Raw genomic sequence first — 25,740 nt, 5'->3', positions numbered from 1 at the left:
CGCCGCCGCCACCCCCTCCGCCCAGCAGCGGTGTCGCGTCGGGGTTGAGCACGTTGTACTGGACGGAGACTGTGCCGGTGAGCGTGGGTAGCAGCGCGGCCAGGGCGATGCGCTGCACGCCCGCCGCGGCCTCCACCTGGGCCAGCGCGGTGTACAGGCTGGTAGAGCGCTGCCGCAGCAGTTGCAGCGCCTCGTCCCAGGTCGCCACCTGCATGGCGGCCGGGGGGACGGGCTCCAGCAGCGGGTCGGACACGGGGAACTTCGGCGGCTCGGGTGTCTCCGGGGAGAGGGCGGGCGCGCGAGCCGCGGGGGGCTCCACGCCCGCGTCGGTGTCGGAGCCCGTCTGGGCCAGCAGGAGGTTGGAGTGGGACAGCAGGGCTGCGAGCAGCAGGGCATTCATGGGAGCGGGCGCACAGGTAGGAAGCGCGCTGCCCCGCCACCACGGCCGCCAGGGCTGCCCTGCGTTTGGTGGACAGAAGAAGGGACGGGGCTGCGGGGCTGTGCATGAAGACGGGCAGGACACGCGGCCCCTGGGGCATGGCTGCTGTCATGCGCGGCCTCCGGGGGCGATGCGGCTGCGCGAGCGTGGACAGTGCCTCGGCGCGCCGGGTGTCGATACCGGAGACCGCGTGACGTTGACGATGGCCAGCTTCTGGTCCAACAAGGTGTTCGCGTGGGTGGACCAGCGCCGGCCTATCTGGGAGTCCCGGGGCGTCGTGCCGCCGTGCGGCGCGAGTTGACGCTGAAGTGTCCAGGGAGCCAGTCTCCCGGCTGATGCTCAAGCTCCAGTGGCTCCAGGTCCACCAGTTCCGCTCCGTGAAGCCCGGGACGCGGCTGCTCTTCAGCCCTTCCCTCAACGTGCTGCTCGGGGAGAACGGCACCGGGAAGTCCATGCTGCTGGACCTCGCCGCCGCCGTGGTCAGCTCGGACTTCACGCCGCTGCGGCATGAGGCGTTCGACCTTGAATACGCCCTGGCCGCGGACACCGGCCGCATCACCGTCCGCGTGCGCAACGTGCCCTCGGGCGCGGAGGGCACGAGCGGCCTGTCCATGGACATCACCGTGGCCCCGCGCGACATGGCGTGGCCGTTGGTCATCCACCGCGAGGGCCCGCAGCTCCGCGTCTCCCGCGAGGACGACACCACCGACGTCGTCCACGAGCGCATCGCCCCCGAAGTCGGTGGCCGGCTCTGGCTTGTCCTGATGACGGGCGGCATCGCCTGGGTGGAGAAGACGGGCGAGGCCACCGCCGCCGTCGAGCCGATGCTCGCCATGGCGCGGGAGGTCTCCGCGCAGGCCGACCTCCGCCGCTTCGACGAGGGGCTCGCCCACTTCGACCAGCTCTGGCGCGCCGAGCTGCGGCTCTCCCGCCGCGCGGAGGGCGTGCTCGCCACGGGCACGGGCGTGGCCTCGGAGGACCTGCTCGACGGTCTGCGCAAGGTCGCCGCCGCGCAGTGGGGCTCCGCCCGCTACGTGCTGTCCTCGGAGAACGTCCCCTTCCTCCGCGACGCGGCCCGGCTCCTCGGCTTCGCGTCCGCGGAGGCGCTGCTGTCCCCGCTGGAGACCCAGCCCCAGGGCAAGTACGAGACGCTGTCCCTGGGCAACCTGGACCTCTGCTTCGTCACCGCCGCCGGTCAGCGCCTCTCCGCCCGTCAGCTCGGCTACGGCCAGAAGCGCCTGGTGGCCTTCCTCCACTACCTGGCCCACGCCCGCGCCGTCGTCATCGCGGACGAGGTCGCGCACGCCTTCCACCCCCGGCAGGTCCGCGCCATCCTCGAGCAGCTCGAACCCCGGCAGGCCCTGCTCACCAGCCAGAACCCGGAGCTGCTCGACAGCCTCACCTTCGACTCGCCCGAGCAGGTGCGCTCCACCTTCGTGCGCTGCCGCCGCGAGGAGGACACCGGCCGGCTCGTCTGGGAGAACCTGACCCCCGACGTCGCCGAGGACTTCTTCACCGCCTGGCGCGCCGACCCCCGCCGCGTGGGCGAGCTGCTTCAAGCCAAGGGTCTCTGGTAGTCAGCCGCGTCGACCCCGAGGGCAGCGGGACGTCATCCGGCAAACGGCTCCGCGAAGAGAGGTGCCAGTCCCTGCGCGTCGCTCGCCTATCCTCGCCAGCCGGGGAGGGTTGCGCGCATGCCGATGCTGACCGTCAACAGAACGGAGCTGTACTACGAGGACTCGGGGGGCACGGGCGTGCCCGTCGTCTTCAGCCACGGCCTGCTGTGGAGCTGTCGCCTCTTCGACCCGCAGGTGGAGGCGCTGAGCGGGCGCTTCCGCTGCATCGCCTATGACCACCGGGGCCAGGGCCAGAGCGCCGTGCCTCCGGCGCGCGTCATCGACATGGAGACGGTGTACCTGGACGCGGTGGCGCTCATCGAGCGGCTGGGTGTGGGGCCCTGCCACTTCGTGGGCCTGTCCATGGGCGGCTTCGTGGGCATGCGCATCGCCGCGCGGCGGCCGGACCTGCTGCGCTCGCTGGTGCTGATGGAGACGTCCGCCGACCCGGAGCCCCTTCACAACGTGCCGCGGTACACGCTGCTCAACCTCACCGCGCGCCTGGCGGGCCTGCGCCCGGTGGCGGACCCGGTGATGCGCATCATGTTCGGCCGCAGCTTCATGACAGACCCTAACCGGGCCGAGGAGCGCAGCCGCTGGCGCACGCGCCTCATGGAGAACCGCCGCGACATCTGGCGCGCCGTCAACGGCGTCATCGAGCGGCGCGGCGTGGCCCACGAAATCCCCCACATCCGCGTGCCCACGCTCGTCGTCGTCGGCGCCGAGGACACGGCCACCGTCCCCGCCAAGGCGCAGCGCCTGCACCGGCTCATCCCTGGCTCACGCCTGGTGACGCTGCCGCGCGGCGGGCACTCCTCCACCGTGGAGGAGCCCGCGCTCGTCAATGCCACCTTGGGGACCTTCCTGGACGCGCAATCCGAGACGCGGGCATCCAGGGCCGGGTGAGGGGTCGCCAGCGAGCGTGGAGTGTCCGCTCAGCGGGGCGGCTTCCGGCTGTCAGTCGTCCGCGCCACGGGCGAGAGGAGCTGGGCCCAGAAGCGCCGGGGAAATGGCTCCACGAGCCCGAGCGGGTACTGCTCGGGTCCGGTGGGCCGGTGATAGGTGCCGAAGAGCCAGTCCGTCCACGGCGCGAGATTGCCGAAGTTGTGCCGCGTGTGCCGTTCACGCGCGTGGTGCCAGTGGTGCAGCTCCGGCGCGCCGAAGAGGAAGCCCAGCGGGCCCAACGGTATCCGGACGTTGGAGTGGATGAAGATGGCCCACATTCCACGGAAGGCGATGAGCATCGCCAGCGTCTCGAGTGGAAAGCCCATCATCAGCGCGGGGAGGTTCACCACCCACTGCGTGAGCAGTCCGTCCACGGGGTGCTCGCGGTGCGCGGCGAGCCAGTCGAGGTGCTCGGCGGAGTGGTGGACGGCGTGGAAGCGCCAGAGGAAGTCCACCTGGTGGGACAGGCGGTGGAAGCCGTAGACGAGCAGGTCGCAGAGCACCACCGCTTCCATCGCCTGGAGCCACCAGGGCTGGCGCGCCACGGCGGCCTGGAGCCCGGTCAGCACGTCCACCTGGCAGAGCGCCTTCACGTGGCTCAACATGAACAGCGCCAGCGGCGCGAGCACCAGGTATTGCGCCACGAAGTAGGCGAGGTCGGTGCGGAGCGCGGGCCGCAGCAGCGGCTGGCCTGGACGCGCGGCCCAGGCCTTCTCCAGGGGCCAGAAGACACACGCGAGCACCCCGAAGGAGAGCGCGGCCCCTCCAAGGGCGCCCAGGTCCATCACGGCGCGGGAGGCGTGGCCAGGGTCGCCGCGTCACCGGCATCCTGGACTCGCGGGGTGCCCGCGTCCGCCGTGTCAAATGACTTGAGCACGGTGGGGCCACCCGCGAGCTCCTCCGCGGACATTTGGGTGAGCCTGCCAATCTTGGTGCCGCCGAAGAATCTCGCCGCCCCGGTCACCGTCACGACGGCGAGCGCGAGCGCCGCGAGGGTCACCGTCAGTTGCCGAAATCGCTTGCCGCCCTGCGGTTGCATGGCCACGCCGCTCCCTTGAGGACTCCGCGCAAGACCCCTGCGGAGGGGATGGAGGATAGTCCGGACGGGGCGCCTCAGGCCTGGGCCGCGCGCTTGCTCTGGGCGCGGCGCCGGAGCCAGTTGCGGAGGAAGGCCTTCACGGCGGGGTGCTGCGACTCGCGGAAGGCGTCTGGCGGGCCGTACTCCACGATGTGGCCTTCGTGCATCAGGGCCAGGTGGTCCGCCATGCCGAAGGCGGAGGCCACGTCCGGCGTAATCACCAGCGAGGTGGCGCCGAGCTGCTGCTTGCCGGTGGTGATGATTTCATTCACCGCCGCGGTGGTGAGCGGATCCAACCCGGCGGTGGGGTCGTCGTAGAGGAGAATCTTCGGCTGAAGGATGGTGGCGCGCGCGAAGCCCACGCGCTTCTGCATGCCGCCGGACAGCTCGCCGGGGAAGCGCTGCGTCGCGTGCGACAAGCCCACGCGCTCCAGCGTCTTGTTCACCGTCTCGGCAATCTCCGCCTCGGGCATGCGGGTGCGCTCGCGCAGGGGGAAGGCCACGTTGTCGAAGACGGAGAGTGAGTCGAAGAGGGCGTTCGCCTGGAAGAGGATGCCCTGCTTGCGGCGCATCTGGTCCAGCGCGGCCTCGTTCATCCGCGCGATGTCCTCGCCATCCACCTGCACGGTGCCCCGGTCTGGCCGCAAGAGGCCCATGATGTGCTTCATCAGCACCGTCTTGCCCGACCCGGACACGCCCATCAGCACGCAGGTGGTGCCCTCTGGCACCTCCAGGCTCACGCCGCGCAGCGCGTGCTGGTCACCGAAGGACTTGTGGAGGTCCCGCACTTCGATGGCCAGCTTGCGGGAGGACGGTGGGCTCGAGGGACTCATGGCCGCGCGAACATAGTGCGCGGCCGCCGCCTTCCGCCTCCAAGAAGCGGCTGCCTGGCAGGGGGAAGGGGTGCCCGGCCGCCCGGCCTCCATCCCGGTGTGGGATGGCGGTCAGAGGCGGGCGGTCCCTCGCCTCGGGGCTTGCCCTGGGCGCGGAGGGCGCGATGCTACGAGGCCCGTGGGTGAGACGGAGTGACACATGGGGCGTCCGGAGGCCGGGCGCCCGGGAGGCAAGGCGTTTGGCGACGGTGTCCCTGGAGGACGTGCGCAAGGTGTACCGGGGCGGCGTGGCCGCGGTGAAGGGCGTGAGCCTGGACATCGCGGACGGCGAGTTCATCTCGCTGGTGGGCCCGTCGGGCTGCGGCAAGTCCACGACGCTGAACCTCATCGCCGGGCTGGAGGAGCTGTCTGGCGGCACGCTGCGCATCGACGGCGCGGTGGTGAATGAGCTGTCGCCGCGCGAGCGGGACATCGCCATGGTGTTCCAGAGCTACGCGCTCTATCCGCACCTGGACGTGGCGCAAAACCTCGCCTTCCCGCTGAAGGTGGCGGGGTTGACGAAGGCGGACATCGACGCGCGCGTGCGCGAGGTGGCGTCGCTGCTGGGGCTGGAGGGCCTGCTGTCGCGCAAGCCGAAGGAGCTGTCGGGGGGCCAGCGGCAGCGCGTGGCGCTGGGGCGCGCCCTGGTCCGCCGTCCGAAGGTATTCCTCTTCGACGAGCCGCTGTCCAACCTGGACGCGGCGCTGCGCACGCAGATGCGGGGGGAAATCAAGAAGCTGCACGAGCAGCTCAAGGCCACCTTCGTCTACGTCACCCACGACCAGGCGGAGGCGATGACGCTGTCGGACCGCGTGGTGGTGATGAACCAGGGTGAGGTGCAGCAGGTGGCCCCGCCGCGCGAGCTGTACGACGCGCCCGCGAACCTGTTCGTGGCGGGCTTCTTCGGCGCGCCGCGCATCAACCTGGTGAAGCCCCGGACGCTGGGTTTGCCGGACGCGGACGTGGTGCTGGGGCTGCGTCCCGAACACCTGGAGGTGGGGCAGGGCGCGCCGCCACCGGACGCGCTGGAGGGCCGCGTGTACCTGGTGGAGCTCATGGGCGCGGAGAGCTGGGTGACGGTGGACGTGGCCGGGGAGCGCATGGTGGCGCGCGCCGCCGGGGACTTCCGCGTGCCCACGGGCGCTCCGGTGTGGCTGCGGTATGACGCGTCGAAGCTGCGGCGCTTCGACGCGACGTCGGGCCGGGCCCTGTAAAGCGCTTCGGGCCTACCAGCTGGAGTTGAACGTCTCCTGGGGGAACGCCTCCTTCGCGAGCTTCACCATTTGAGGGAACCCGTCCAGGAAACCGGCCTCCGAGCCCGCGATGCGCTTGCCGTTCGCGTCGTGGAAGATGAGCTGCCGGCAACTGAAGCAGACCACCGCGTCCACCCACGTCTCGCCGCGCCAGAAGCGGAAGGCGATGTCCGGGTTGAACCCGCACTTCTTCGGTGGGTAGGGCACATGCTCCTTGGGAGAGACCCAGATGGCCGCCAGGGACTGGCGCTGCTTCCGGCTCAGCTCGGGGCCTTCCCGGGTGAGGAGGAACAGGCCGCTGGTGGGCCCGACGTCCGCGTCGGGCTCCAGGTCCCACTGCTGATTCATGTCCGCCAGGAAGACTTGCACCCGGTCCGGACGACGGAAGAAGTCCTCCTGGGGAGACGCGGGCGGCTTGCTGGAGGTCGCCTCGGCGGAGGTGCACGACACGACGGCCGTCAAGGAGAGCACGGCGAGGAGCGCGGTTCGCATCCGCTCAGGCTACCCTGCTTTTCGCGGCGGCTCAGGCGTAGACCTGCTCCCCCTCCAGGCTCATGTCGAGCCGCCGGCTGAGCGGGTCCAGCCGCTCGTAGCGCTCGCGCAGCACGTCGCGATGGACGCCTGGGGGCGCCTGGGCCATCTCCTCCAAGAGCGCGCGCAGGGCCGTGTCCAGCGCCTGCTTCACCTCGCGCGCCTCCACCTCGGACAGTTCCAGCAGCATGGAGCACCTCCTGCCTGGAACGTTAGGCACGCCTGTGTCCGTGCGGCTTCGACGCCTGCCCGGAGTGCGCCAGGGCTGGCGGCCTGGGGCCACGCGTCCTCCTGGCAGGACATGGGGCGCGGCAATCCCTGAGCCCGCGCGGTGGTGGAGCGGCGGGTCGTCGCCGCGAGCGCTCCACCGTGTGCACCGTGGCAGGTGCGTCCCGCCGTGCCCGCTCGCACTGTTGTCTGAGCGCCCCGGACGGGCCGGGCGCCCGAGCGAGAGGAGGCCGGAATGATGCGGAGAGATGACGTACACGAAGGCATGACGGTGCGGACGGCGACAGGCCAGGTCATCGGCCGTGTGTCAGGCATCGGGGACACGCACTTCGAGCTGGAGCAGGGGCTGGTGCCCATTCCCCGGCACGACTACCTGGTGGAGTTCTCCGACGTGGACTTCGTCAGCGGCCACGACGTCTACCTCGCCGACGCGGACCACCCGCTGCTCACGCTGGAGGTGGATGACGACGGCGGCGCGCTCCCCCCTCGCCATTCCAAAGGACTGGAGCGCGAGCCCGTGAACGTGGAGTCTTGAGCCGCGAGAGAACGAGTAACGCAAGGCGTTGCACCTTCGCTCCGGCCCGCTCTGGAGGGTGGCCGGGCAGGCCCTGAGTGCCGGGTAAGCGTCGGCAATCACTCAGGTTGGCCAGCCCTGGAATGTCAGACGGTCAGGCTAGACGTGACCGCTTCGACGGGCATTCCAGGTGGGGTCATGCAACGGTTTTCAGCATCATGCGTCACGGTCATCCTCTTCGCTTTCACGTTCGCTTGCAGCGCGGATCCGCGCGCGGAGGACGGTGGTCGCGGGGTGGCGGGGCAGGGCCTGTCCTTGTCCACGCCCCGCAAGCTGCTGCCCTTCGTGGTGATGGAGGACGGGCGGGTGCTGGCCTCGGGCGGGCATGATGGGAACCGCACGCTGGGCAGCTGCGAGGTGTTCGAGCCGGAGACGGGCCGGTGGCGTGAGACGGGCGCCATGCGCACGCGCCGTCGCAACCACGCCGCGGTGCGGCTGGCGGACGGCCGGGTGCTGGTGATGGGCGGCTCCAACGGCGTGGCGATGGGCGCGCTGGCGGACGCGGAGGTGTATGCGCCGGCAACCGGGACGTGGACGGAGGTGCGCCCCATGGCCGTGGCGCGCAATGACCCGGCGGCGGTGCTGCTAGCGGACGGGCGCGTGCTGGTGGCGGGTGGGACGGACGTGGACCAGCGTCCGCTGCGCTCGGCGGAGCTGTTCAATCCAGAGACGGGGACGTGGAGCGCCGCGGCGCCTCCGGGCTTCTCGCGGGGTGGGGCTCAGACGGCGGTGGTGCTGGCCAACGGCAAGGCCCTGTTCGTGAGTGGCCTGCAGGCGGAGCTGTATGACCCGGTGACGGGACGCTGGGAGAAGGCGGGGCTCACCGGTGGGGCGGCGGGCACGCACCGGCTGGCGCACTCGGTGACGTTGCTGCCGGATGGGCGCGTGCTGGTGGTGGGGGGAACGACGGCGCGCGCGGCGGCCACGGCGGAGGTGTATTCGCCTGAGACGGGGGTGTGGACGCTGGTGGGGGCGCCCAGGGTGCCTCGTGAGCACCACGCGACGGTGGTGCTGCCGGACGGCGCGGTGCTGATGATGGGCGGCGAGCACTACACGACGGGCGCGCTCGCGTCGGTGGAGCGCTTCGACTTGAAGACGGAGACGTGGTCCTCCGCGCCCGCGCTGGACGCGCCGCGCGAGAAGCTGGGCGCCCTGGCGCTGGGAGACGGCGCGGTGCTGGTGATGGGCGGTGGCAACGAGGCGGTGGGGATGCTCTCCGAGAGCGAGCGCTATGTCCCGGGCGCTTGTGACGTGGCGCCGTGCTCCGCGCGAGCGTTGGGAGGTGCCGAGGCCGTCGTGGAGCGCTCCGCGGCCGGGCAGGGCGAGTGACGAGTGGGCGCGCGCGACGAAGCACCTGCGGCGGGCAGGCGCCGTGGGTGACTCCAGCGCCAGGGCCGGGTGAGATGCGGGCATGAACCCGTGGAAGGTGTCGCTAGTGGTGGTGTGCGCGTGGCTCGTGGCGTGTGGTGGCTCGGAGGCGCCGCAGCTCTCCTACGCCGGCTGGGCGGAGCGCGTGGCGGCCTCCGCGTGCGCGTATGAGGAGCAGTGCGGCGCCCTGACGGTGTCACGCGAGCAGTGCGAGGCGGACCGCATCGCCGCCTACGCGGCGGTGGAGCCGGACCTGTCGCGCACCGACACGGGCGCGAAGGCGGGCTGCGTGCAGTGCATGCGCGTGCGCATTGACGAACTCGACGCGGCCACCGCGAGCGGCTGCCAGCACTCCGTCGACGAGGCCCGGTTGCGCGCTGTGTGCGGCGTGGATGGCGCGGCCTGTGCGGGCGTGCCCTGACTCCGGCGATTTCACGGCTGCTCCCTGCGTTCCGGAGTCGCGGGCCTCACGGGGGCCAGGGGCATGAAGGCGCGTGGACTCCGCGCGCGTCACGCGCTTGTGCGTGACAGACTGCGCGGCCATGCGCACCCGGACCCTGCTGCTTGCCCCGTTGCTGCTCTCCACCTCCTGCGCCACCGTCGCTCCGACGGCGCAGGCCCCGGCCGCCACCCAGGCCGCGGCGAAGTCCCCGGCCCCCGAGCGTCCCTTCGGCACCCTGCGTGAGCAGGCCCGGCGCCAGCAGGCGTGGCTGGCCGAGCGCCTGGAGAAGGCCCTGCCTCAGCTCATGCGCCAGCACGGCGTGGACATGTGGGTCATCCCCATGCGCGAGTACAACGAGGACCCGGTCTTCAAGGCGCTCGTCTCGCCGACGACGTTCGCCGCGCGCCGCCGGACCATCTACGTCTTCTTCGACCGGGGCCCGGAGCAGGGCGTGGAGCGGCTCGCGCTGGGCGGTGGCTCGCAGGGCGGCATCTACACGCCTCGCCGCGCGCAGCGACAGGTGGACGGCGGCGGCGTGAGCCGGCAGGCGGAGCTGTGGGGTCCGGAGCAGTGGCAGGTGCTCAAGCAGGTGGTGGAGGAGCGCCAGCCCAAGCGCATCGCGCTCAATGTGTCGCGCACCTTCGCCTTCGCGGACGGCCTCACCCATGGCGAATACGAAGGCATGGCCGAGGCGCTTGGCCCGGACTGGGTGAAGCGCTTCACCTCCGTGGATGGGCTGGCGGTGGACCTCATCGCCTGGCGCAGCGCGGACGAGGCGCGCTTCTACGAGGAGCAGACGAAGCTGGCGTGGAGCATCATCGAGACGGCCTTCTCCAACCAGGTCATCACCCCGGGCGTCACGCGCACCCGCGACGTGGAGTGGTGGATGCGTCAGCGCCTGGCGGACCTGGGCCTGAAGACGTGGTTCCAGCCGTCGGTGGACCTCCAGCGCCAGGGCGTCACCGAGCAGGAGCTGGGAGACGACCCCATCATCCAGCGCGGCGACGTGCTGCACTGCGACTACGGCGTCACCGCGCTGGGGCTCAACACCGACACCCAGCACATGGGCTACGTGCTGCGCGAGGGCGAGACGGACGCGCCCCAGGGGCTGAAGGCCGCGCTGAAGACGTCCAACCGGCTGCAGGACATCGTCTTCGAGGAGCTGCGCCCCGGCCGCACGGGCAACGACATCCTCCGCGCCTCCCTCGAGCGGATGCGCGCCGAGGGCATCGACGGCACCGTGTACTCGCACCCCATTGGCCTGCACGGCCACGGCGCGGGCCCCATGGTGGGCCTGTGGGACCGGCAGGAGGGCGTGCCCGGCAACGGCGACCACAAGGTGATTGCGAACCAGTGGTACTCCATCGAGCTGCAGGCCACGTCCGCGGTGCCGGAGTGGAACGGCCAGCGGGTGCGCTCGGCGCAGGAGGAGGACATCACCATCGACGCCGAGGGCCGCGTGCACTGGGGCTGGAAGCGCCAGACGGACTTCCACCTGGTGCGTTGAGCGCAAGGCCCGCGAGACGTGGCGAGCGGCCTCACTTCGAGGCCGCTCGCGGCAGGCCTACTGGGGGCGCACGACGGTGTCGCCCGACAGGGCCCAGGGATGCCCGTCTTCGTCGAGCAGGAACTCCCATAGCCGCGCTCCTGCGATGAGTTGTTTGGGCTCCCAACCCGTGGCACGGCGCCTTCTGTAGTAGCTATAGGGTTCTGGGGAGTACCTGCGGTACTCCGTCCAGGCCAGCCAGGGCTCATTGTCGTGGCCGACGACGAGCTGAAGCGATGCGTACCAGCCGGAGCCTGGCCGGATGTCTACGTACTCGGGCGATGCCCAGGTGGGTTGCGAGGAGTCCAGTGCCGCGGACGAGAAGCGGAGGGTGCCGTCGCTCACGGAGAATTCACGCTCAGTCCAGGCGATGACGGCGCGACTGTCTGGCTGAATCGCAAGGACGATGTTCTCCATGACAGTCAATCCCGCGACCGGGATGGACACACCCACGGGAACCCAGTTTCCGTTCTCGAACGCCCTGACGTGGATGTAGTTGTGAGGAGGGCCGATGTCGGCGGCCGCCTCCACCCAGCTTACGAGCACGCGCGTGTCATCCGTGGCGATGGCGACCCGTCGCGCAGGGGTATTCGGGACGGGGTGCTCATCGAGAAGCCCACCCAGCGCCCGCCACTCCGTACCTGTCCAGTGGATGACGCGCACTTCGGTGTCGGAATCGGAGACATTCCGTTCCAAGGCGATGACGGGCCTCCCTTGTTTTCCCAACGCCAGCTTGACCTGGGTGGACTCGGACTGAATGTCGTACGGCGCTCCCAGGGGTTGCCAGGCCGTCCCGGTGTAGCTCGCGACATGGAGTCGGGGGCCCCCGTTGGCCGCATCCCCCTCACACCATGCGGCGACAAGCGCGCCGTCTTTCTGCACCACTTGGAGCCCAGAGGCGGATGCGGAGCGCGCATTCGCTGCTCGGAGTGGGGGAAGGTGCTGCCATTCATCGCCGTTCCACCGTGCGACGGTCGGTTCTCCTGCGCCCTGGGCGTCATGGATGAAGCCGACGACGGGCACGGTCCCGGCATCGCCACTTTCAAGCGCGAGCGAGGTCGGCCAGGAGCCTGGGAATGCCATGACGCGCCCGAAAGGCCAGTAGGTGGCATGGTGCAGGACGGCGAAGTCCGGCAGGACCGGGTCGAGGGGATTGCCGGCCCGGTCGGTCATATCCTTCTGGAGCAGCATCGCGCCCATCGTAACGGGAGGCTGGGGCAGTGACGTTGGCACCAGTTCGAGGACCGTTCCGTCCTCACTGAGGACCGCTTGATGTGCGACCGGGAGCCCGCCTGGGCCAACCAGTTCGGCCGGCGCGGATTGAAGTGAACTCGGCAGCAGCGGCTCCGAGAAGACGAACCCCATCGGAGACGACACGGACGGATGGCTGTGGTCGGGCCGTACGGAGACGATGGTGGGCGGCGTGCGGTCCACCGTGACGGACACGTCCGCGGCGTCGAAGTTCTGGCCACCGGCAACGGCTCGGGCCCTGAACGCGAAGCTGCCCTCGGCATGCGTGGCGCAGTCGACGACATGCTGGTACGGCGCCGCCAGCCTCGTGGGCGCCTCGCCGTTCGTGAAGAGCTCCAGGCGCTCCGGTGTACCGCCCTCGACGGAGACAGCGAGCGTCCACAGCCCCTCCCGACAGAACGCGGGGCCTTCCGTGTTCACGCTGACGCGCAGTTCGGGAGGTGGAGGAGCGGGCGGGGGTGGCTCGGACTCCACGTTGTCGCAGGCGGCGGTTCCCAGTGCCGCGCAGAGAAGTGGGAAGGCCCAGCGGGCGCGGGTACGGCGGGGGTTCATGAGAAGCCTCTCGGAAGGGACGCCGGGCCGTTGCGTCGGAGCTCAACGCGCGAACCCTAGTCCGAGGCGTCACCCCAGCGACAACGCCGAACCCGTGCCCCCACTCCCAGCGCCGGGTTCCTTGGAACCCGGCGCCGGTTGAAGTCAGGGGTGCGGAGTCCCCGTCATGGACTGTAGCAGCGTCACCAGCGCGCGCTTCTCCTCGTCCGTCAGCTCCAGCGGCACCAGGGTCTCCGTCTTCTGGCCCACGAAGCTGCCGGCCGCGTCGCCGCCCTCGTTGTAGAAGTCGACGACCTCCTCCAGCGTGGCCTGGGCGCCGGTGTGCATGTACGGCGCCGTCAGCGCCACGTTGCGCAGCGACGGCGTGCGGAACGCGCCCTCCAGCGTCGCCGGGTCCGCCTGGGTGCGCAGCGTCTGGAGCCGCGCCGCGATGGTGCCGGTGGGCGCGTCGCTGTAGAGGCTGGCGGCGTTGAACTCCCAGTCCAGCAGCGCCGTCAGCACGCTCCACTGCCCGCCCGCGCCCGGCCCGCTGTCCTGCACGCCGATGTTGTGGAACAGGTCGTCGGTGAGCGCCGGCCCCTTGTGGCAGACGATGCACTGGCCCTTGCGCAGGTACGTCTTCAGCCCCAGGTACGCCGGGTCCGCCTCCGCCTGGCCGGCCTCCGCCGCGGTGATGAAGCGCCGCACGTCCGCGTCGAAGGGCGCGTCGATGCGCACCAGCGTCCGCTCGTAGGCCGCCATCACCTTGCCCACGTTGGCCAGCAGCACCGGGTCCGCCTCGTCCGCGGGCGCCTGGCCGAAGAGGGCCTGGTACTCCGTGGTGTACGACTCCACCGCGGTGAGCCGGGCGCGCACCACCTGCGCGTCCGAGTTCATCTCCACCGGGTTGAGCAGCGGCAGGATGGCCTGGCTCCAGAGCCGGTCCGCCCGTCCGTCCCACATGAACCAGCGGTTGTAGGCCACGTTCAGCAGGGTGGGCGGGTTGCGCTCGGACAGGTGCCCGTCACAGCCCTCCGCCTTGGCGGTGGACACCGTCAGGCCCTCGCCGCCGTGGCAGCTCGCGCAGGACACCGTGCCACAGCGCGACAGGCCGCCGTCGTGGAACAGCATGTCGCCCAGCGCCTCGGCGCGCGCGACCCCGTCCATCCGGTTGGTGCTGTCCTTCGGGGGCTGCCGCCCCAGGCTGTGCAGGCTGCGGAGCTGGTCCAGCTCGTCGAGGTTGGGGAACGGCTCTTCGGAATCACACGCCATGCCCGACCCACCCAGGGCCAGGGTGAGCGTCACGGCGCGCCAGCGGTACAAATTCATCACCCAACTCGTCTTTCTGCGAAGGACCCGTGAAGCTTCGCGTCCCCTTCGACGCGAATCAATCCACAAGGGCCCCTTGCCTGCTGGACGAGTTCGTGCTGATGGCGTGACGCCGCCGCGCCTGCCCCATGGGGAGGGCGGGACGGGCGGCGTCACAGGCGTGCTTCAGGCCCTCAGGCGCCGCAGCTCAGGGAGAAGTCGCGCGTGGCGGTGCCGTAGTCGTTCACCTTCACCGCGGAAGGCTCCGGGGTGATGGTCGGCGCGGCGCCCGTCTCGCACTTCAGGCCGCCGCCCACCGCGAGCCCGACCTGGAGGTCGGTGTCGCTGGGCACGCCCGACACCGTGAAGGAGCAGCGGTTGCCGCGGCTCGGCTTCACCATCGCCCGGCCCACCCCGTTGGTGGGCGCGTCCGGCGAGGCCACGATGACCTGGAGCTGCCCGCAGGCGTCGTCGGCACGCAGCCCGCTCTCCGGCAGGCGGATGACGCCGGCGATGGTGGCGTTGCCCTCACGGCCACCGGCACCTCCCATGGTGGCGCAACCGGAAGCGGCAAGGACCAGGGCGGCTACGGCAATGCGATACATGAAATCCTCAATTCTTGGTGGTTGAGATGGCGGCAAGGCCGCCGTGCAAGCGGTCTACGATGCGCGCCCAAGACAATTGCGATGGGAATTCATTCCAGCCACCCATTGGATTCTTCGTGGGGCCCGGATTTGAACAATTCCCCTGGAATTCCGAGTGGTTTTGGACTCCAGGTGCTTCCAGTGGGACACGCCGCGTGACGCTCCATCAGATGGGGTCATCGGTCGAATCAAACACAAACGCTTGACGCGGCTGGCGGCCACTTTGGTCCCAAGGGCGGACACGTAAGTCCCGATTCCGGGCATGTCTGATTTTGGCGTGTGGAGGTTCTTCCCGCGTGACGGGCGGCCCTGCCTCCGCCGCGCGGTCTGCTGTCAGCGCCCCCGCGCACCCCCACGGTGAAGGGGCACAGGGAGAGGAGACGACACCATGTCGATACAAAAGCAGGAGCGCACGCCTTCGTGGACGGGATTGGGGGTGGGGACGGACCGTCAATCGTTTCTGGACGCGGTATCCGCCCAGCTTCCGGATTACGAAGCGGACAAGGCCGCCGAGGCGGTGTTCTGCGCGTTGTCGGAGCGCCTGTCCGGTTCGTGGGTGGCGCACCTGCGCGAGCAGCTCACGCCGGACGTTCGCGAACTGCTGCGCGGTTGTCACCGGCACGGCGGCGAGGCGCCCGCGAAGCTGGACCGCGACGACTTCTACTTGATGGTGGCCAACCACCTGAACGCCGAGCCGGAGAACGTGCGGCTGGTGCTCCACGGCGTGTTCTCCGCGCTCCATGCCCAAATCACGGAAGCGGAGGCGAAGAAGCTGGAGCAGCAGCTCCCCGCCTGGCTCCAGGGGACGTGGGCCGCGGCGCGGATGCATGTCGACCGGCCTTACTGAGGCCACGCCAGGGGCGGGGCGCCCGAGGGGAGACGTCCCCGGACGCTCCCGCCGCCACCGTCAGTAGGTTCCGCCCAGCGAGAGCATCGCCGCGTAGCGGCCATCCAGCGCGCCGGGAGCCCGGCCGCCCGGGGCGAAGTCCTGGTCGAACAGGAAGTTGTAGTTCACCCGCGCGTCGGCGGTGATGAGGTTGCCCACCTGGTAGCGCAGGCCCGCGCCGGCGGGCACGTAGCCGCTGGTGTCGTCGGAGAAGCCGCGGACGGCGCCCCGGGCATCGTTGCGGACGTTGTAGCGGTCCAGGCCGATGCCCGTCAGGATGTAGGGCTGCAGCCGGGTGTCGGTGAAGCTGCCCACCACGACGGCCTGCCCTGCGTTGCGGACGATGTCCGGTCCGCCTTCTCCGTCGTCGAGCAGCCCCATGCGGCTGTCGATGTCGCTCAAGCCGCCGCTGTAGCCCAGCTCGACGGCGAAGAGGCCGTGCGGCCGGTAGCCCAGCGCGGCGCCATAGGAGAAGCCCGGCGTGACCTCCGGGGCGAGCTGGCCCGTGTAGCCCTCCAGGCCGCCGCCCAGCTGGGCATAGATGCCGGTGTCGGCCCGCTTCCGCCCGCCGTCGCTGAACTCCACCGTCTCCGCCTGGGCCAGCGCGGCGGTGCCCCAGAGCGCCGCCGCGCACAGCGCGCCACGTACGAGTGCCTTCATGACGGACTCCTTGGTTCGCGTCCGAAAGGCAACGTGGTCCGCGCGGGAGGGCCTGGCAATCAGGCGCACGCGGGCCGTGGGGCACCTGGTGCGGCTGTCCTTCCCACCCCTCAGGGCAGCTGGGTGAGGACCTCCAGCGCGTGCCGGGCCTGCACCAGCCCGTGGCCAGAGTCCTCGTCATGGCCAGCCGGGCCCAGGTCCTTCGCCGAGGCCAGCAGGGCGTGCTTCACCTGGTCCGGCGTGGCGGAGGGACGGGCGCTGAAGAGCAGCGCGGCCACGCCGCTCACGTAGGGCGTGGCCATGGAGGTGCCGGACATATAGGTGTAGTCCGCCGGGCTCATGCTGATGCGGGCCAGCTCTCCCATCATCCGGTGCAGCACGGTGCCACCCGCCTGGGTGATGGTGACGGCGGGCACCCACTGTCCGCGCCGCGGCATGGCGAGGATGTCCACGCCGCTCTCCCAGCGCGAGTTGCCGAAGATGACGGCGCGCGCGCCCTGCTTCATCACGTTGACCATGGCCATGTCGGTGGGCACGTCGCCGTGCCGCACGTACGCGACGAAGCCGCTGCACGTGCTGCCCTTGCATGAGTCCAGCGACTCGCCGCCGCCGCAGTCCACCAGCTTGCCCCACTTGTTCTCGATGGGGGCATACAGCAGCGAGCGCGACAGCGGCTGCGTGTCCCGCACGTCCACCGTGGAGAACGCGCCCTGCCCGCGAGGGAAGGTGGACAGCACGTCCACGCCCGGGGCCACCAGCGCCAGCTGGCTTCCGCCGGAGGAGAAGGTGGCCCGCCGGTCCAGGGCGTCCACCGCGCCCACCGCCAGCACGTGCGGGTCCGACGCGGGGTAGTCCACCCGCTGGGCGTTGCTGTTGCCCGCCGCGGCCACCACCAGGATGCCCTGGGCATGGGCCGCCTCGAAGACCTCGAACGTCGTCTTGGAGGGCACGCCGCCGCCCAGCGACAGGGAGATGACCCTGGCGCCCTGCTCCGCGCAGTACTCCACCGCCGCCAGGACGAAGCTCATGTGCGTGCGGCCGTGGAGGTCCAGCACCCGGGCGATGACCAGCTCCACGCCCGGCGCCACGCCCATCACCCCGGTGTCCGCCAGCTGGGGGGCGCCGCGCCCGCCGTGGCCTGGCCGCGCCGCGATGATGCCCGCCACGTGCGTGCCGTGGCCGGTTCCCCAGCCGTGGCCGCTGCTGAAGTCGGAGGGGTCGTCATCGTCCTCCAGCAGGTCGCGGCCGGCGACCACCGCGTCGCGCAGCTCCGGATGCTCCAAATCCAAGCCACTGTCGATGACGCACAGCCGCACGCCGGCGCCCGTGGGCCGGCCCGGGTCCGGCAGTCCGTCCCCATCCAGGTCCCACACCTCGTGCGCCTGGACCTTGCGCAGGCCGGGGGTGAACTCGCGCGGCGTGGCGCCCCGCGCCGCCGAGGCCAGGGCGGCGCGGGCTGGCGCGGTGGCGGGGGCCAGGGCGTGCCACTCCTGGTCCAACTCGATGCTCTCCACCGCCGGGTCCTCGGCCAGGAGCGCCCGCTGTTCCTGGAGGGACATGCGCGCCGCCACCGCGGGCGTGGAGCGGAAGGTGGCTGTCACCTGTCCGCCCACCTGCTGCACGCGGGCGGTGGCCATCACCCCCTGATTCCGATAGCGGACGATGACCCGCTGCCGGCCGTCGTCATCCGTCAGGGGGGCCCGGACGCGCCGTGTCTCCACGGGTTCGGACAGGGAGCCCGCGATGATGTTGGGGCAGACCTGGCTCTGGGCGCCCTTGTCGGAGGCGTCGTCCGGCCCACATGCCGCGAGTGCCAACAGCCCCATGAGTCCCCACCGCTTCATGAGCCGCTCCTTCTCGAACGGCACCCGGCCGAGGCGCCGGGCGCGCATCCCCCAGGGAGCGCATTTCGCGAAAGCGTGGCAACGGCCTGGGGGGCGCCCCCCTGCCTGAGGTGCGGCGGTTCACACCGCATGTGTTGAGCGGCGCAAGGGCGCCCCTCGTCGGGGTTGCCTTCACTCACGCACCCGGCATTCGCCCCTCGCCTGAACACCCACCCCGCCCGACGGGGACGCGGCGGGCGCACTGTCGGAGGGCGAGTTTCCGTCCAAGGCCCTGGCGGTGTCTGAGGGAAGGAAGTCGCCCGCTGCTTGATTCCGTCCGCTTCCGGGTGCTTCGCTGCCGCCAGACGCCATGAGTACAGTCCCTACAGAGTCCTCCCGCTTCCTTGGGCGCTATGAGCTCGTCCACCCCCTGGGCCAGGGCGGCATGGGGGAGGTGTACCTGGCGAAAATCAGCGGCGCGGCCGGCTTCGAGAAGCCGTGCATCGTGAAGACGATTCTGCCGGCGCTGCTGAAGGACCGTCAGTTCCTGGACCGGTTCCACCACGAGGCCAAGGTGCTGGTGCACCTGGTGCACTCGTCCATTGCCCAGGTCTACGACATGGGCGAAGCGGACGGCACGTACTTCATGGCGCTGGAGTACGTGGCCGGCGTGGACCTGGCCTACCTGCTGGAGCAGGCGCGCTCGCAGGGCGTGCCGGTGCCAGTGCCGGTGGCGTTGTTCCTCGGCCAGCGCATCGCGGAGGGGCTGGGCTACGCGCACCGCAAGGCGGGGCCGGACGGCTCGCCGCTGGGCATCGTCCACCGCGACGTGTCACCGCACAACGTCATGGTCTCCTACGAGGGCGAGGTGAAGGTCATCGACTTCGGCCTCGCCAAGTCCGCGGCGCGCAGCAAGTACACGCTGCCGTCCACGGTGATGGGGAAGCTGGGGTACATGTCCCCCGAGCAGGTGCGCGCCGAGCCCCTGGACCACCGCAGCGACATCTATTCGTGTGGCGTCGTGGTGTGGGAGATGCTGGCCGGCCGCTCGCTCATCCCCCACGGGACGGTGGGGGAGATGATGGCGGCCATGTCGCAGCCGGTGGTGCCGTCGCTGAGCGAGCTGCGGCCGGACGTGGACGCCGCGCTGGACGCCGTCGTGCGCCGCGCGCTGACGGCCCGCCCGGATGACCGCTACCTGCGTTCGGACGAGCTGGCGCGCGCGCTCAACACGGAGCTGGTGCGCTCGGGCGCCGCGATGGGCGCCGAGGAGGTGGGCCACTTCGTGCGCGCGCTGTGCCCGGAGGCGTTCGACGCCCAGCGCAAGCTCATCTCCAAGGTGTCTTCGTCCCCCAACCACCGCCGCACCCCCGCGCCCGGTTCCGGCTATGGCACCGGGCCGCAGCCGGCCCCGGGCTTCGAGCCCACGCTGATGCGCGGCCCGGCGGCGCAGCCCGGGCACGGCTCGGGGGGCGTGGCCCGTCCCGGCGCAGTCTATGCGGACAACGAGGATGACCTGGGCACGGGGGCCACCTCGGTGCGGCTCCCCTCCGAGCCGTCCTCCAGCGTCGTGCTGGCTCCCAACGGAGCGCCCGCCGCGTCCCAGCCGGTCGTCGCGTCCGCGGCGGCGCTGGAGGAACGCGCGTCCCGGAAGCGGCCGGTGGGGCTCTATGCCGCCATCGTCGTGTTGCTGGTGATTGCCACCTCCGCCGTCACCGCGCTGTTCGTCCAGTCGTCGGGTGTGGCGCCGGCGGCCGACGCTTCAGGGCAGCTCGCGCCGCCCCCGGCTTCGGACACGGCGGTGGAGGCGCCCGTCGCCGCCGCGCTGCAGGGGGCGGCTCCGGAAGCGGCGCCCCTGTCCGACGCGGGCACGGGCGCTGACGCCGGTGCGGCGGTGGTGGCCGCGGGGGGGCCGGGTGCTCCCGAGGTGGCCGCCGCGCCGTCCTCGGTGCGCGCGGAGCCCGACACGCCGGAGCCCGAGCGGACGCGGACGCCGCGCCTCGCGTCGGTGAAGGCGCCCGCGAAGAAGCCGGCGGCCCCCGTCGAGCCCGTCATCGTCTACGCCACGCCGGCGAAGGTGTTCCCGATTCGCAGCGCGAACGGGCGCAACTATGTCGACCGGGCCATCGGGCGGGGCTTCCTCCCGGGTGTGGAGCTGGACGTGCTGGGGCCGTTGAAGAACGGCAAGCACGAGGTGCTGGGGCGGGCCCGGGTGGTGCGGCCGGGGCGCGGCATCGCGCGGCGGCCCACGCGGGCGTTCCTCGAACTGGATGAGCGCGCCCTGGCGGCTTCGGAGGACCTCTTCGTGGCGGCGCCTGGATGGGAGGCCGCGCCCGCCGACGCGCCGGAGCCCGAGGAGGCCCAGGCCCAGGCCCAGGCCGCCGAGCCCGACACGGCTGAGGTGGAGGTGGAGGCCGTCGTGGCCGCGCCCCCCGCGAAGCGCACGCTGCGCGGCCACGCGAGCGTGCAGGGCGGGGTGGGCGGCTTCCTGGACCCGGGGGTGGAGGTCCAGAACCACGAGTCCATCGATTGGACGGAGTGCTACGTGGTGAAGGACATCCGCAAAGCGGCGTGGTTGGGGGTCGTGAAGGCCGGGGAGCGGAAGACGGCCAGCCGCTTCCGCCACAACCCGAACTTCGACGTGGGCTCCGGCTACCTGGGCGTGCTCTGCAAGGAAGGCGAGCTGCGAGTGAAGCTGCGCTGAGGCGCTCCGCGTCGTGACGGACGCGGAGGGCTCACGGCTCCAGCCGCGCGCCGGCGACGGGGCAGTCGGCGACGAGCGTCTTCGCCTTGGCGTCTCCACTCCGGGCGTTGCGCGCCGCGCGGTCCAGGGACGTGCGGCACTGCCACGTCATCTCGCGCGTGCCATGGCAGCAGTGCCAGCCCGTCAGCGTGCGGCCCAGGTACTGGAGCATCTCCGCCTGGGTGGGGGTGACGAGCAGCCACACCGCGCCCGCCAGCACCGCCAGCCAGGGCAGTTGGAGCGCCACGCCCTTGAGGCGGGGGCCCGCGCCGGGAGCGACGGGCTCCGCGTGGAGGCCGAGCAGCGTGTCCAGGGGACGGCGCATCAGCACGGCGTTCAGCAGCAGGTCCAGCGGCGTGGTGAAGGCGCGGGCCAGGCCGCGGAGCAGCCCGGGCGTGCGCGCCGCGTGCACCAGCTTCACTCCGGCCACCTGTCGCCAGAAGGTCCGGCCCGTCACCCCGCCCACCGCGGACGCGGTGAGCCACGCCAGGGCCATGGCCAGGGGCATCGATAGCGGGGTGCGGTCCTGCTCCAACGCGCGCAACGCGCCCCAGCCCACGAGGACGGACGTCCCCAGGTCCAGCACATCCGCCACCCACAGGTGCCACTGGTACCGCGCCTGCGTGGTCACCTGATCCGTCGCAAACAACGACCCGTTGCTCATCCACCCTCTTTTCGGCGCGCGGAGCATAGACCGGACAGGAGGACGTGCGCCTCATGGCTCCACCGGGTTCGACCGGGGGACACCCGGGGTGTCGCATTCCCGCAGTGGCGCGGTGGGGGCGTGGCTCTCATCTTCACCCCTGCGCGACGCGTCGGAGGCCTCCGCCACCACCGGGGCCTCCTCGCCGGGCGCGCAATGGCCAAGGCCATGACGGAGCCGGGGGTGCGGTTCCCGGCTCCGCAGGTGGTGGCGGACGCGGCGGCAGCGGCGGGGGGAAGTCGGTGGGGCTGTACAGGGGGAGGAGGCCGGTCCCCCGCCGCTGTCGCCAAGACTGTTCACTGAACGTTCCACCCCCGGTGAATGCGGGGGCGTGTGGCCTCTGGGCCGTTTCTGCCGGACACTGCGGGCGGCATGCGCACTCCGGGGCAGCGAGCCCGCGCTCTTGAGCGGGGGTTCATCGGGTGGTTCTTCTTCGTGGGGCTCGTCCTGGCACCGCCGGGCATGGCCCTGGATCCGCAGCGTCGTGTCTCGCAGTACAGCCAGGACGTGTGGCGCAGCGATGACGGGCTGCCGCAGAACAGCCTGCTGTCCATGGTGCAGACGCGCGACGGCTACCTCTGGCTGGGGACGTGGGAGGGGCTGGCCCGCTTCGACGGCGCGCGCTTCACCGTGTTCGACAAGCGCAACGCGCCGGAGCTGCGCAACCACACCATCAAGGCGCTCGCGGAGGATGCGTCGGGCACGCTGTGGATGGGCACGGGCCAGGGGCTGGTGGCGTACCGCAAGGGACGCTTCGAGCGCGCCATGGGTGCCGCCGCGCCGCTGGATTCCGCGCGGGTGGAGACGCTGGTGGCGGCGGATGGCGTGCTCTGGGTGGGGACGACGACGGGCCTCTGGCAGGTGCCGCTGGGCCCGGGCGTGGCGCGCCAGTACACGGTGGCGGATGGCCTGCCCGCCTCCCACATCACGGCGCTGACGCCCGGGGAGGGCACGTCGCTCTGGGTGGGCACGCCCGAGGGGCTGGCCCGCTGGGTGGACGGGCGCGTGGAGCCGGCGCCGTTCCCCTTCCCTGGGCCCCAGCCCCGCCCCTACGTGATGGCGCTGCGCCGCGACGCGACGGGCGTGCTCTGGCTGGGGACGAAGGCGGGCCTCTATTCGTGGAATGGCGTGGTGGCCTGGCGCTTCACGACTGACGAAGGCCTGCCGTCCCTGTCCGTCAACGCGCTGTACGCCGACGGTGACGGCAACCTCTGGGTGGGCACGCACCGCGGCGGCCTGACGCGGCACAACGCGAAGGGCTTCAGCGAGCCGGTGCCCGGCATGCAGTGGATGGCGGAGTCCGCGGTGCTGTCGCTGCTGGAGGACCGGGATGGCCACCTCTGGGTGGGCACCTATTCGGGCCTGATGCGCCTGCGTGACGGCCCCTTCGCCACGTATGGCATCCCGGAGGGCCTGGCCGACGAGACGGTCAGCGCCGTGCTGGAGGACCGCCGCGGCACGCTGTGGCTGGGGACCACCAGCGGCCTGTTCCGGTACGAGGACCGCGCGTTCCACCACGTGGGCGCCGAGCAGGGCCTGCCGGAGAGCGTCATCCCCGCGCTGCACGAGGCACCCGACGGGACGCTGTGGGTGGGGACGCTCTCCGGCGCCTACCGGTATGACGGCCAGCGCTTCACGCGGGTGTCGCGCGCGCAGGGGCTGCCGCACGACGTGGTGACGGCCATCCTGGTCGACTCGCGGGGTGACACGTGGCTGGGCACGCAGACGGGGCTGGCGCGGCTGCATGGCGGCGGCGTGACGGTGTACGGCCCGAAGCAGGGCTTCACCAACCCCATCATCGTCATGGTGGAGGACACGCGCGGCCGGGTGTGGCTCGGCTCGGACACGGGGCTGGCGCGCTGGGACGGCGAGCAGAAGGGCTTCCAGCGCTTCACGCAGCAGGACGGGTTGCCTGGGGACCTGGTGCTGGCGCTGCACGCGGACCCGGACGGCACGGTGTGGGTGGGCACGGAGACGGGGCTGGGCCGGTGGCGCGAGGACACCTGGGCGCGCTTCACCGTCGCGCAGGGCCTGTACGACGACGCGGTGTTCAGCCTGGTGCCGGACGGGGATGGCTCGCTGTGGATGAGCAGCAACAAGGGCGTGTCCCGCGTGTCCCGGCGCGACCTGGAGGACGTGGCGGACGGCGTGCGCCCGCGCCTGACGACGCTGGACTTCGACACGCGTGACGGCATGCGCAGCGCGGAGTGCAACGGCAACACGCAGCCGTCGGCGTGGCGGGGGCAGGACGGGCGGCTGTGGTTCACCAACCTGCGCGGCGCCATCGTGGTGGACCCGGTGCGGGTGCGCGCGAGCCGGCAGCCGCCCGAGGTGCGGATTGAAGAGGTGCGCGTCCAGGGCACGCCGGTGCCGGTGGAGGGGCCGGTGGAGCTGGAGCCCGGGGCCGCGCGGCTGGAGATTCGCTTCACGGCCTTCACGCCGGTGGACGCGGCGCGGCTGCCCTTCCGCTACCGGCTGACGGGGCACGACGACACGTGGGTGCACGCGGAGGCGCGGCGGGCGCTGTACAACGGCCTGCGGCCGGGCAGCTACCGCTTCGAGGTCCAGGCGAAGGGCCGGGACGGCGGGTGGACCGAGCCGGTGTCCCTGGACGTCGTGCTGGAGCCGAAGCTGTGGCAGCGCACGGGCTTCTGGCTGCTGTGCGTGCTGGGCGTGGGGATGCTGGGCGTCAGCGTGTACCTGCTGCGCGTGGGGCAGTTGAAGGACCGCGAGCGGTGGCTGGCGGAGCGCGTGAAGGACCGCACGCAGGCGCTGGCGCGGGCCAACGCGGAGCTGGAGGCGAACATGCGCACGCTCCGGCAGGCGCAGGCGCAGCTCGTGCAGGCGGGGCGGCTGGCGGCGGTGGGGCAGCTCGCGGCGGGCGTGGGGCACGAAATCAACAACCCGCTGGCGTACATCGTGTCGAACCTGGAGCACGCCAGCGAGGAGGCGGACGCGCTCGCGCGGGAGCTGGACGGGACGCGCGACGTGGGCGCCCGGTTGACGGACGTGAATCAGGCGCTGCGTGAGGCGCTGCTGGGCGCGGACCGCGTGCGGCGCATCGTCCAGGACTTGAAGATGTTCTCCCGGCCGGATGACGAGAAGCAGGGGCCGGTGGCGCTGCACGCGGTGCTCGACTCGGCGGTGAAGATTGCCATGGGCGAGCTGCGCCCGCGCGCGAAGCTGGTGCGTGACTACGGTGACGTGCCGCGCGTGGAGGGCAACGAGGCGCGCCTGGCGCAGGTGTTCCTCAACCTGCTCATCAACGCGGCGCAGGCGCTGCCGGAGGGACAGGCGGAGTCGAACGAGGTGCGGCTCATCACGCGCAGGGGCCCGGATGGGCGGGTGGTGGCGGAGGTGCGCGACACGGGCAGCGGGATTTCGCCGGAGCTGCTCGCCCGCATCTTCGACCCCTTCTACACGACGAAGCCGGTGGGCGTGGGCACGGGGCTGGGGCTGTCGCTGTGTCACGCCTACCTGACGGCCATGGGCGGCACCATCGCCGTGGACAGCGAGGCCGGACGGGGCTCGGTGTTCCGCGTGACGCTGCGGGCCGCGGCGGAGGCGCAGCGGGCCCAGGGGGACGGCGCCGAGGTGGCGCCTCCCGCGCCGTCGGAGCGAGGCGAGGCGGGGGCCGCGGTGCCTGCGACTCCGGGACACCTCGCAGCGACGCCCGGCGTGTCCGGGGCCGGCCGGGCAACGGATTCCGACGCACTGGCGGCAAGCCAGGAGAACGGAGGGCGGATGGCTTCACGGGACGCCAGTGTCACATCCGGCAGGTCTCTGTCATTGGACGTGGGCACCGGGGGCTCGGACCCGGGAGGGCTGGGGACCGCTGACGCTCCGGTGCCCCAGGCCGCTCCGACTCCAGCACCTGCCGAGGCGGCGACGCGGGGCCGCGTGCTGGTGGTGGACGACGACGCCCTGGTGAGCGGCGCCATCCGCCGCACCCTGTCGCGAGAGAACGACGTGGAGGTGCTGGTGAGCGCGCGGCGCGCCCTGGAGCTGCTGACCGGGGCAGAGGCCCGCTACGACGTGGTGCTCTGCGATTTGATGATGCCGGAGATGACCGGGATGGACCTGTACGACGCGCTCGCGCAGGTGGACGCGCGCGCGGCGGAGCGCATCGTGTTCATCACCGGCGGCGCCTTCACGGCCACCGCGCGGACGTTCCTGGAGCGCGTGGGCAACCCGCGCGTGGAGAAGCCCTTCGACCCGGAGGCCCTGCGGCAGTTGGTCCGGTCCGAAGTGGCGCGTGCTCGTCGGGAGGCGTCGGGCCGGGCGGCATAGCTCCCGGCC

22 protein-coding genes and 1 pseudogene are annotated in these 25,740 nt (G+C 71.6%); 11 read left to right on the top strand and 12 right to left on the bottom strand.

Going from position 1 to position 25,740, the window contains the following annotated elements:
* Window positions 1-400 (bottom strand): annotated as a pseudogene (locus tag HV826_RS25960) (TolC family protein); the annotation flags it as partial.
* Between HV826_RS25960 and HV826_RS25955 the strand changes: the two are divergent.
* From HV826_RS25955 to HV826_RS25945, 3 genes are all read left to right on the top strand, one after another.
* Window positions 399-740 carry a hypothetical protein gene (locus HV826_RS25955; RefSeq protein ID WP_176419660.1) on the top strand — a complete coding sequence of 114 codons (342 nt, stop codon included), beginning with the start codon at window positions 399-401 and terminating at the stop codon, window positions 738-740. The pseudogene HV826_RS25960 and the gene HV826_RS25955 overlap by 2 nt on opposite strands.
* A 7-nt stretch (window positions 741-747) precedes the next feature.
* Window positions 748-2,016 carry an AAA family ATPase gene (locus tag HV826_RS25950; protein ID WP_368670990.1) on the top strand — a complete coding sequence of 423 codons (1,269 nt, stop codon included), beginning with the start codon at window positions 748-750 and terminating at the stop codon, window positions 2,014-2,016.
* Between the two features lie 117 nt (window positions 2,017-2,133).
* The gene (locus tag HV826_RS25945; RefSeq protein WP_176419659.1) at window positions 2,134-2,961 is read left to right on the top strand and encodes an alpha/beta fold hydrolase; all 828 of its coding nucleotides are present in this window, start codon (window positions 2,134-2,136) and stop codon (window positions 2,959-2,961) included.
* 29 nt (window positions 2,962-2,990) lie between these two features.
* On the opposite strand, the gene HV826_RS25940 is transcribed toward HV826_RS25945, so the two are convergent.
* The 3 genes from HV826_RS25940 to HV826_RS25930 form a co-directional block, all read right to left on the bottom strand.
* Window positions 2,991-3,785: a sterol desaturase family protein gene (locus HV826_RS25940; RefSeq protein ID WP_217918782.1), complete on the bottom strand. Its 795-nt coding sequence runs from the start codon at window positions 3,783-3,785 to the stop codon at window positions 2,991-2,993.
* Entirely contained in the window at window positions 3,785-4,039 is a 255-nt protein-coding gene (locus tag HV826_RS25935) for a hypothetical protein (RefSeq protein WP_176419657.1), read from the bottom strand. The genes HV826_RS25940 and HV826_RS25935 overlap by 1 nt, the downstream gene beginning before the upstream one ends.
* 74 nt (window positions 4,040-4,113) lie before the next feature.
* Entirely contained in the window at window positions 4,114-4,911 is a 798-nt protein-coding gene (locus HV826_RS25930; protein ID WP_176419656.1) for an ABC transporter ATP-binding protein, read from the bottom strand.
* Window positions 4,912-5,150: 239 nt separating this feature from the next.
* On the opposite strand from HV826_RS25930, the gene HV826_RS25925 reads away from it, so the two are divergent.
* The gene (locus tag HV826_RS25925) at window positions 5,151-6,164 is read left to right on the top strand and encodes an ABC transporter ATP-binding protein (RefSeq protein ID WP_176419655.1); all 1,014 of its coding nucleotides are present in this window, start codon (window positions 5,151-5,153) and stop codon (window positions 6,162-6,164) included.
* A gap of 12 nt (window positions 6,165-6,176) precedes the next feature.
* On the opposite strand, the gene HV826_RS25920 is transcribed toward HV826_RS25925, so the two are convergent.
* The gene (locus tag HV826_RS25920) at window positions 6,177-6,695 is read right to left on the bottom strand and encodes a hypothetical protein (RefSeq protein ID WP_176419654.1); all 519 of its coding nucleotides are present in this window, start codon (window positions 6,693-6,695) and stop codon (window positions 6,177-6,179) included.
* Window positions 6,696-6,726: 31 nt separating this feature from the next.
* A complete protein-coding gene (locus HV826_RS25915) occupies window positions 6,727-6,924 on the bottom strand; it encodes a hypothetical protein (protein WP_176419653.1) in 198 nt (65 codons plus the stop codon).
* A 273-nt stretch (window positions 6,925-7,197) separates the two neighbouring features.
* Here HV826_RS25915 and HV826_RS25910 point away from each other — a divergent pair, with 273 nt between their 5' ends.
* The 4 genes from HV826_RS25910 to HV826_RS25895 all read left to right on the top strand — a co-directional run bounded on the left by HV826_RS25910 (window position 7,198) and on the right by HV826_RS25895 (window position 10,853).
* On the top strand, window positions 7,198-7,497 hold the full coding sequence (locus HV826_RS25910; RefSeq protein WP_176419652.1) for a DUF2171 domain-containing protein: 300 nt from the start codon (window positions 7,198-7,200) through the stop codon (window positions 7,495-7,497).
* Between the two features lie 177 nt (window positions 7,498-7,674).
* Window positions 7,675-8,865, top strand: coding sequence for a kelch repeat-containing protein (locus HV826_RS25905; RefSeq protein ID WP_176419651.1), 1,191 nt, complete (start codon window positions 7,675-7,677; stop codon window positions 8,863-8,865).
* Window positions 8,866-8,947: 82 nt separating this feature from the next.
* Window positions 8,948-9,325, top strand: coding sequence for a hypothetical protein (locus HV826_RS25900; RefSeq protein ID WP_176419650.1), 378 nt, complete (start codon window positions 8,948-8,950; stop codon window positions 9,323-9,325).
* Window positions 9,326-9,446: 121 nt separating this feature from the next.
* Window positions 9,447-10,853, top strand: a complete 1,407-nt coding sequence (locus HV826_RS25895; RefSeq protein WP_176419649.1) for a M24 family metallopeptidase — start codon at window positions 9,447-9,449, stop codon at window positions 10,851-10,853.
* Between the two features lie 57 nt (window positions 10,854-10,910).
* Here HV826_RS25895 and HV826_RS25890 read toward each other — a convergent pair whose 3' ends face one another.
* The 3 genes from HV826_RS25890 to HV826_RS25880 form a co-directional block, all read right to left on the bottom strand.
* Window positions 10,911-12,695, bottom strand: coding sequence for an Ig-like domain-containing protein (locus tag HV826_RS25890; protein ID WP_176419648.1), 1,785 nt, complete (start codon window positions 12,693-12,695; stop codon window positions 10,911-10,913).
* Between the two features lie 144 nt (window positions 12,696-12,839).
* A complete protein-coding gene (locus tag HV826_RS25885; protein ID WP_176419647.1) occupies window positions 12,840-14,003 on the bottom strand; it encodes a cytochrome-c peroxidase in 1,164 nt (387 codons plus the stop codon).
* Window positions 14,004-14,176: 173 nt separating this feature from the next.
* The gene (locus HV826_RS25880; protein WP_255217413.1) at window positions 14,177-14,533 is read right to left on the bottom strand and encodes a hypothetical protein; all 357 of its coding nucleotides are present in this window, start codon (window positions 14,531-14,533) and stop codon (window positions 14,177-14,179) included.
* 481 nt (window positions 14,534-15,014) lie between these two features.
* Between HV826_RS25880 and HV826_RS25875 the strand changes: the two genes are divergently transcribed.
* Entirely contained in the window at window positions 15,015-15,473 is a 459-nt protein-coding gene (locus HV826_RS25875; RefSeq protein WP_176419645.1) for a DUF2267 domain-containing protein, read from the top strand.
* A 60-nt stretch (window positions 15,474-15,533) separates the two neighbouring features.
* Here HV826_RS25875 and HV826_RS25870 read toward each other — a convergent pair whose 3' ends face one another.
* Window positions 15,534-16,172 carry an outer membrane beta-barrel protein gene (locus HV826_RS25870; protein WP_217917817.1) on the bottom strand — a complete coding sequence of 213 codons (639 nt, stop codon included), beginning with the start codon at window positions 16,170-16,172 and terminating at the stop codon, window positions 15,534-15,536.
* 110 nt (window positions 16,173-16,282) lie between these two features.
* Window positions 16,283-18,016, bottom strand: a complete 1,734-nt coding sequence (locus HV826_RS25865; protein WP_255217412.1) for a S8 family serine peptidase — start codon at window positions 18,014-18,016, stop codon at window positions 16,283-16,285.
* Window positions 18,017-18,365: 349 nt separating this feature from the next.
* Between HV826_RS25865 and HV826_RS25860 the strand changes: the two genes are divergently transcribed.
* Window positions 18,366-20,699, top strand: a complete 2,334-nt coding sequence (locus tag HV826_RS25860) for a serine/threonine-protein kinase (protein WP_176419642.1) — start codon at window positions 18,366-18,368, stop codon at window positions 20,697-20,699.
* Window positions 20,700-20,730: 31 nt separating this feature from the next.
* Here the strand turns inward: HV826_RS25860 and HV826_RS25855 are convergent, their stop codons facing one another.
* On the bottom strand, window positions 20,731-21,402 hold the full coding sequence (locus HV826_RS25855; RefSeq protein ID WP_255208624.1) for a hypothetical protein: 672 nt from the start codon (window positions 21,400-21,402) through the stop codon (window positions 20,731-20,733).
* A 411-nt stretch (window positions 21,403-21,813) separates the two neighbouring features.
* Here HV826_RS25855 and HV826_RS25850 point away from each other — a divergent pair, with 411 nt between their 5' ends.
* The gene (locus HV826_RS25850) at window positions 21,814-25,731 is read left to right on the top strand and encodes a two-component regulator propeller domain-containing protein (protein WP_176419640.1); all 3,918 of its coding nucleotides are present in this window, start codon (window positions 21,814-21,816) and stop codon (window positions 25,729-25,731) included.
* Window positions 25,732-25,740: the final 9 nt, after the last annotated feature.

It is taken from the genome of Myxococcus sp. AM010 (assembly GCF_013372585.1).
Taxonomy (GTDB): Bacteria; Myxococcota; Myxococcia; order Myxococcales; family Myxococcaceae; genus Myxococcus; species Myxococcus vastator.
This window is presented reverse-complemented; position numbering and strand designations above follow the sequence as displayed.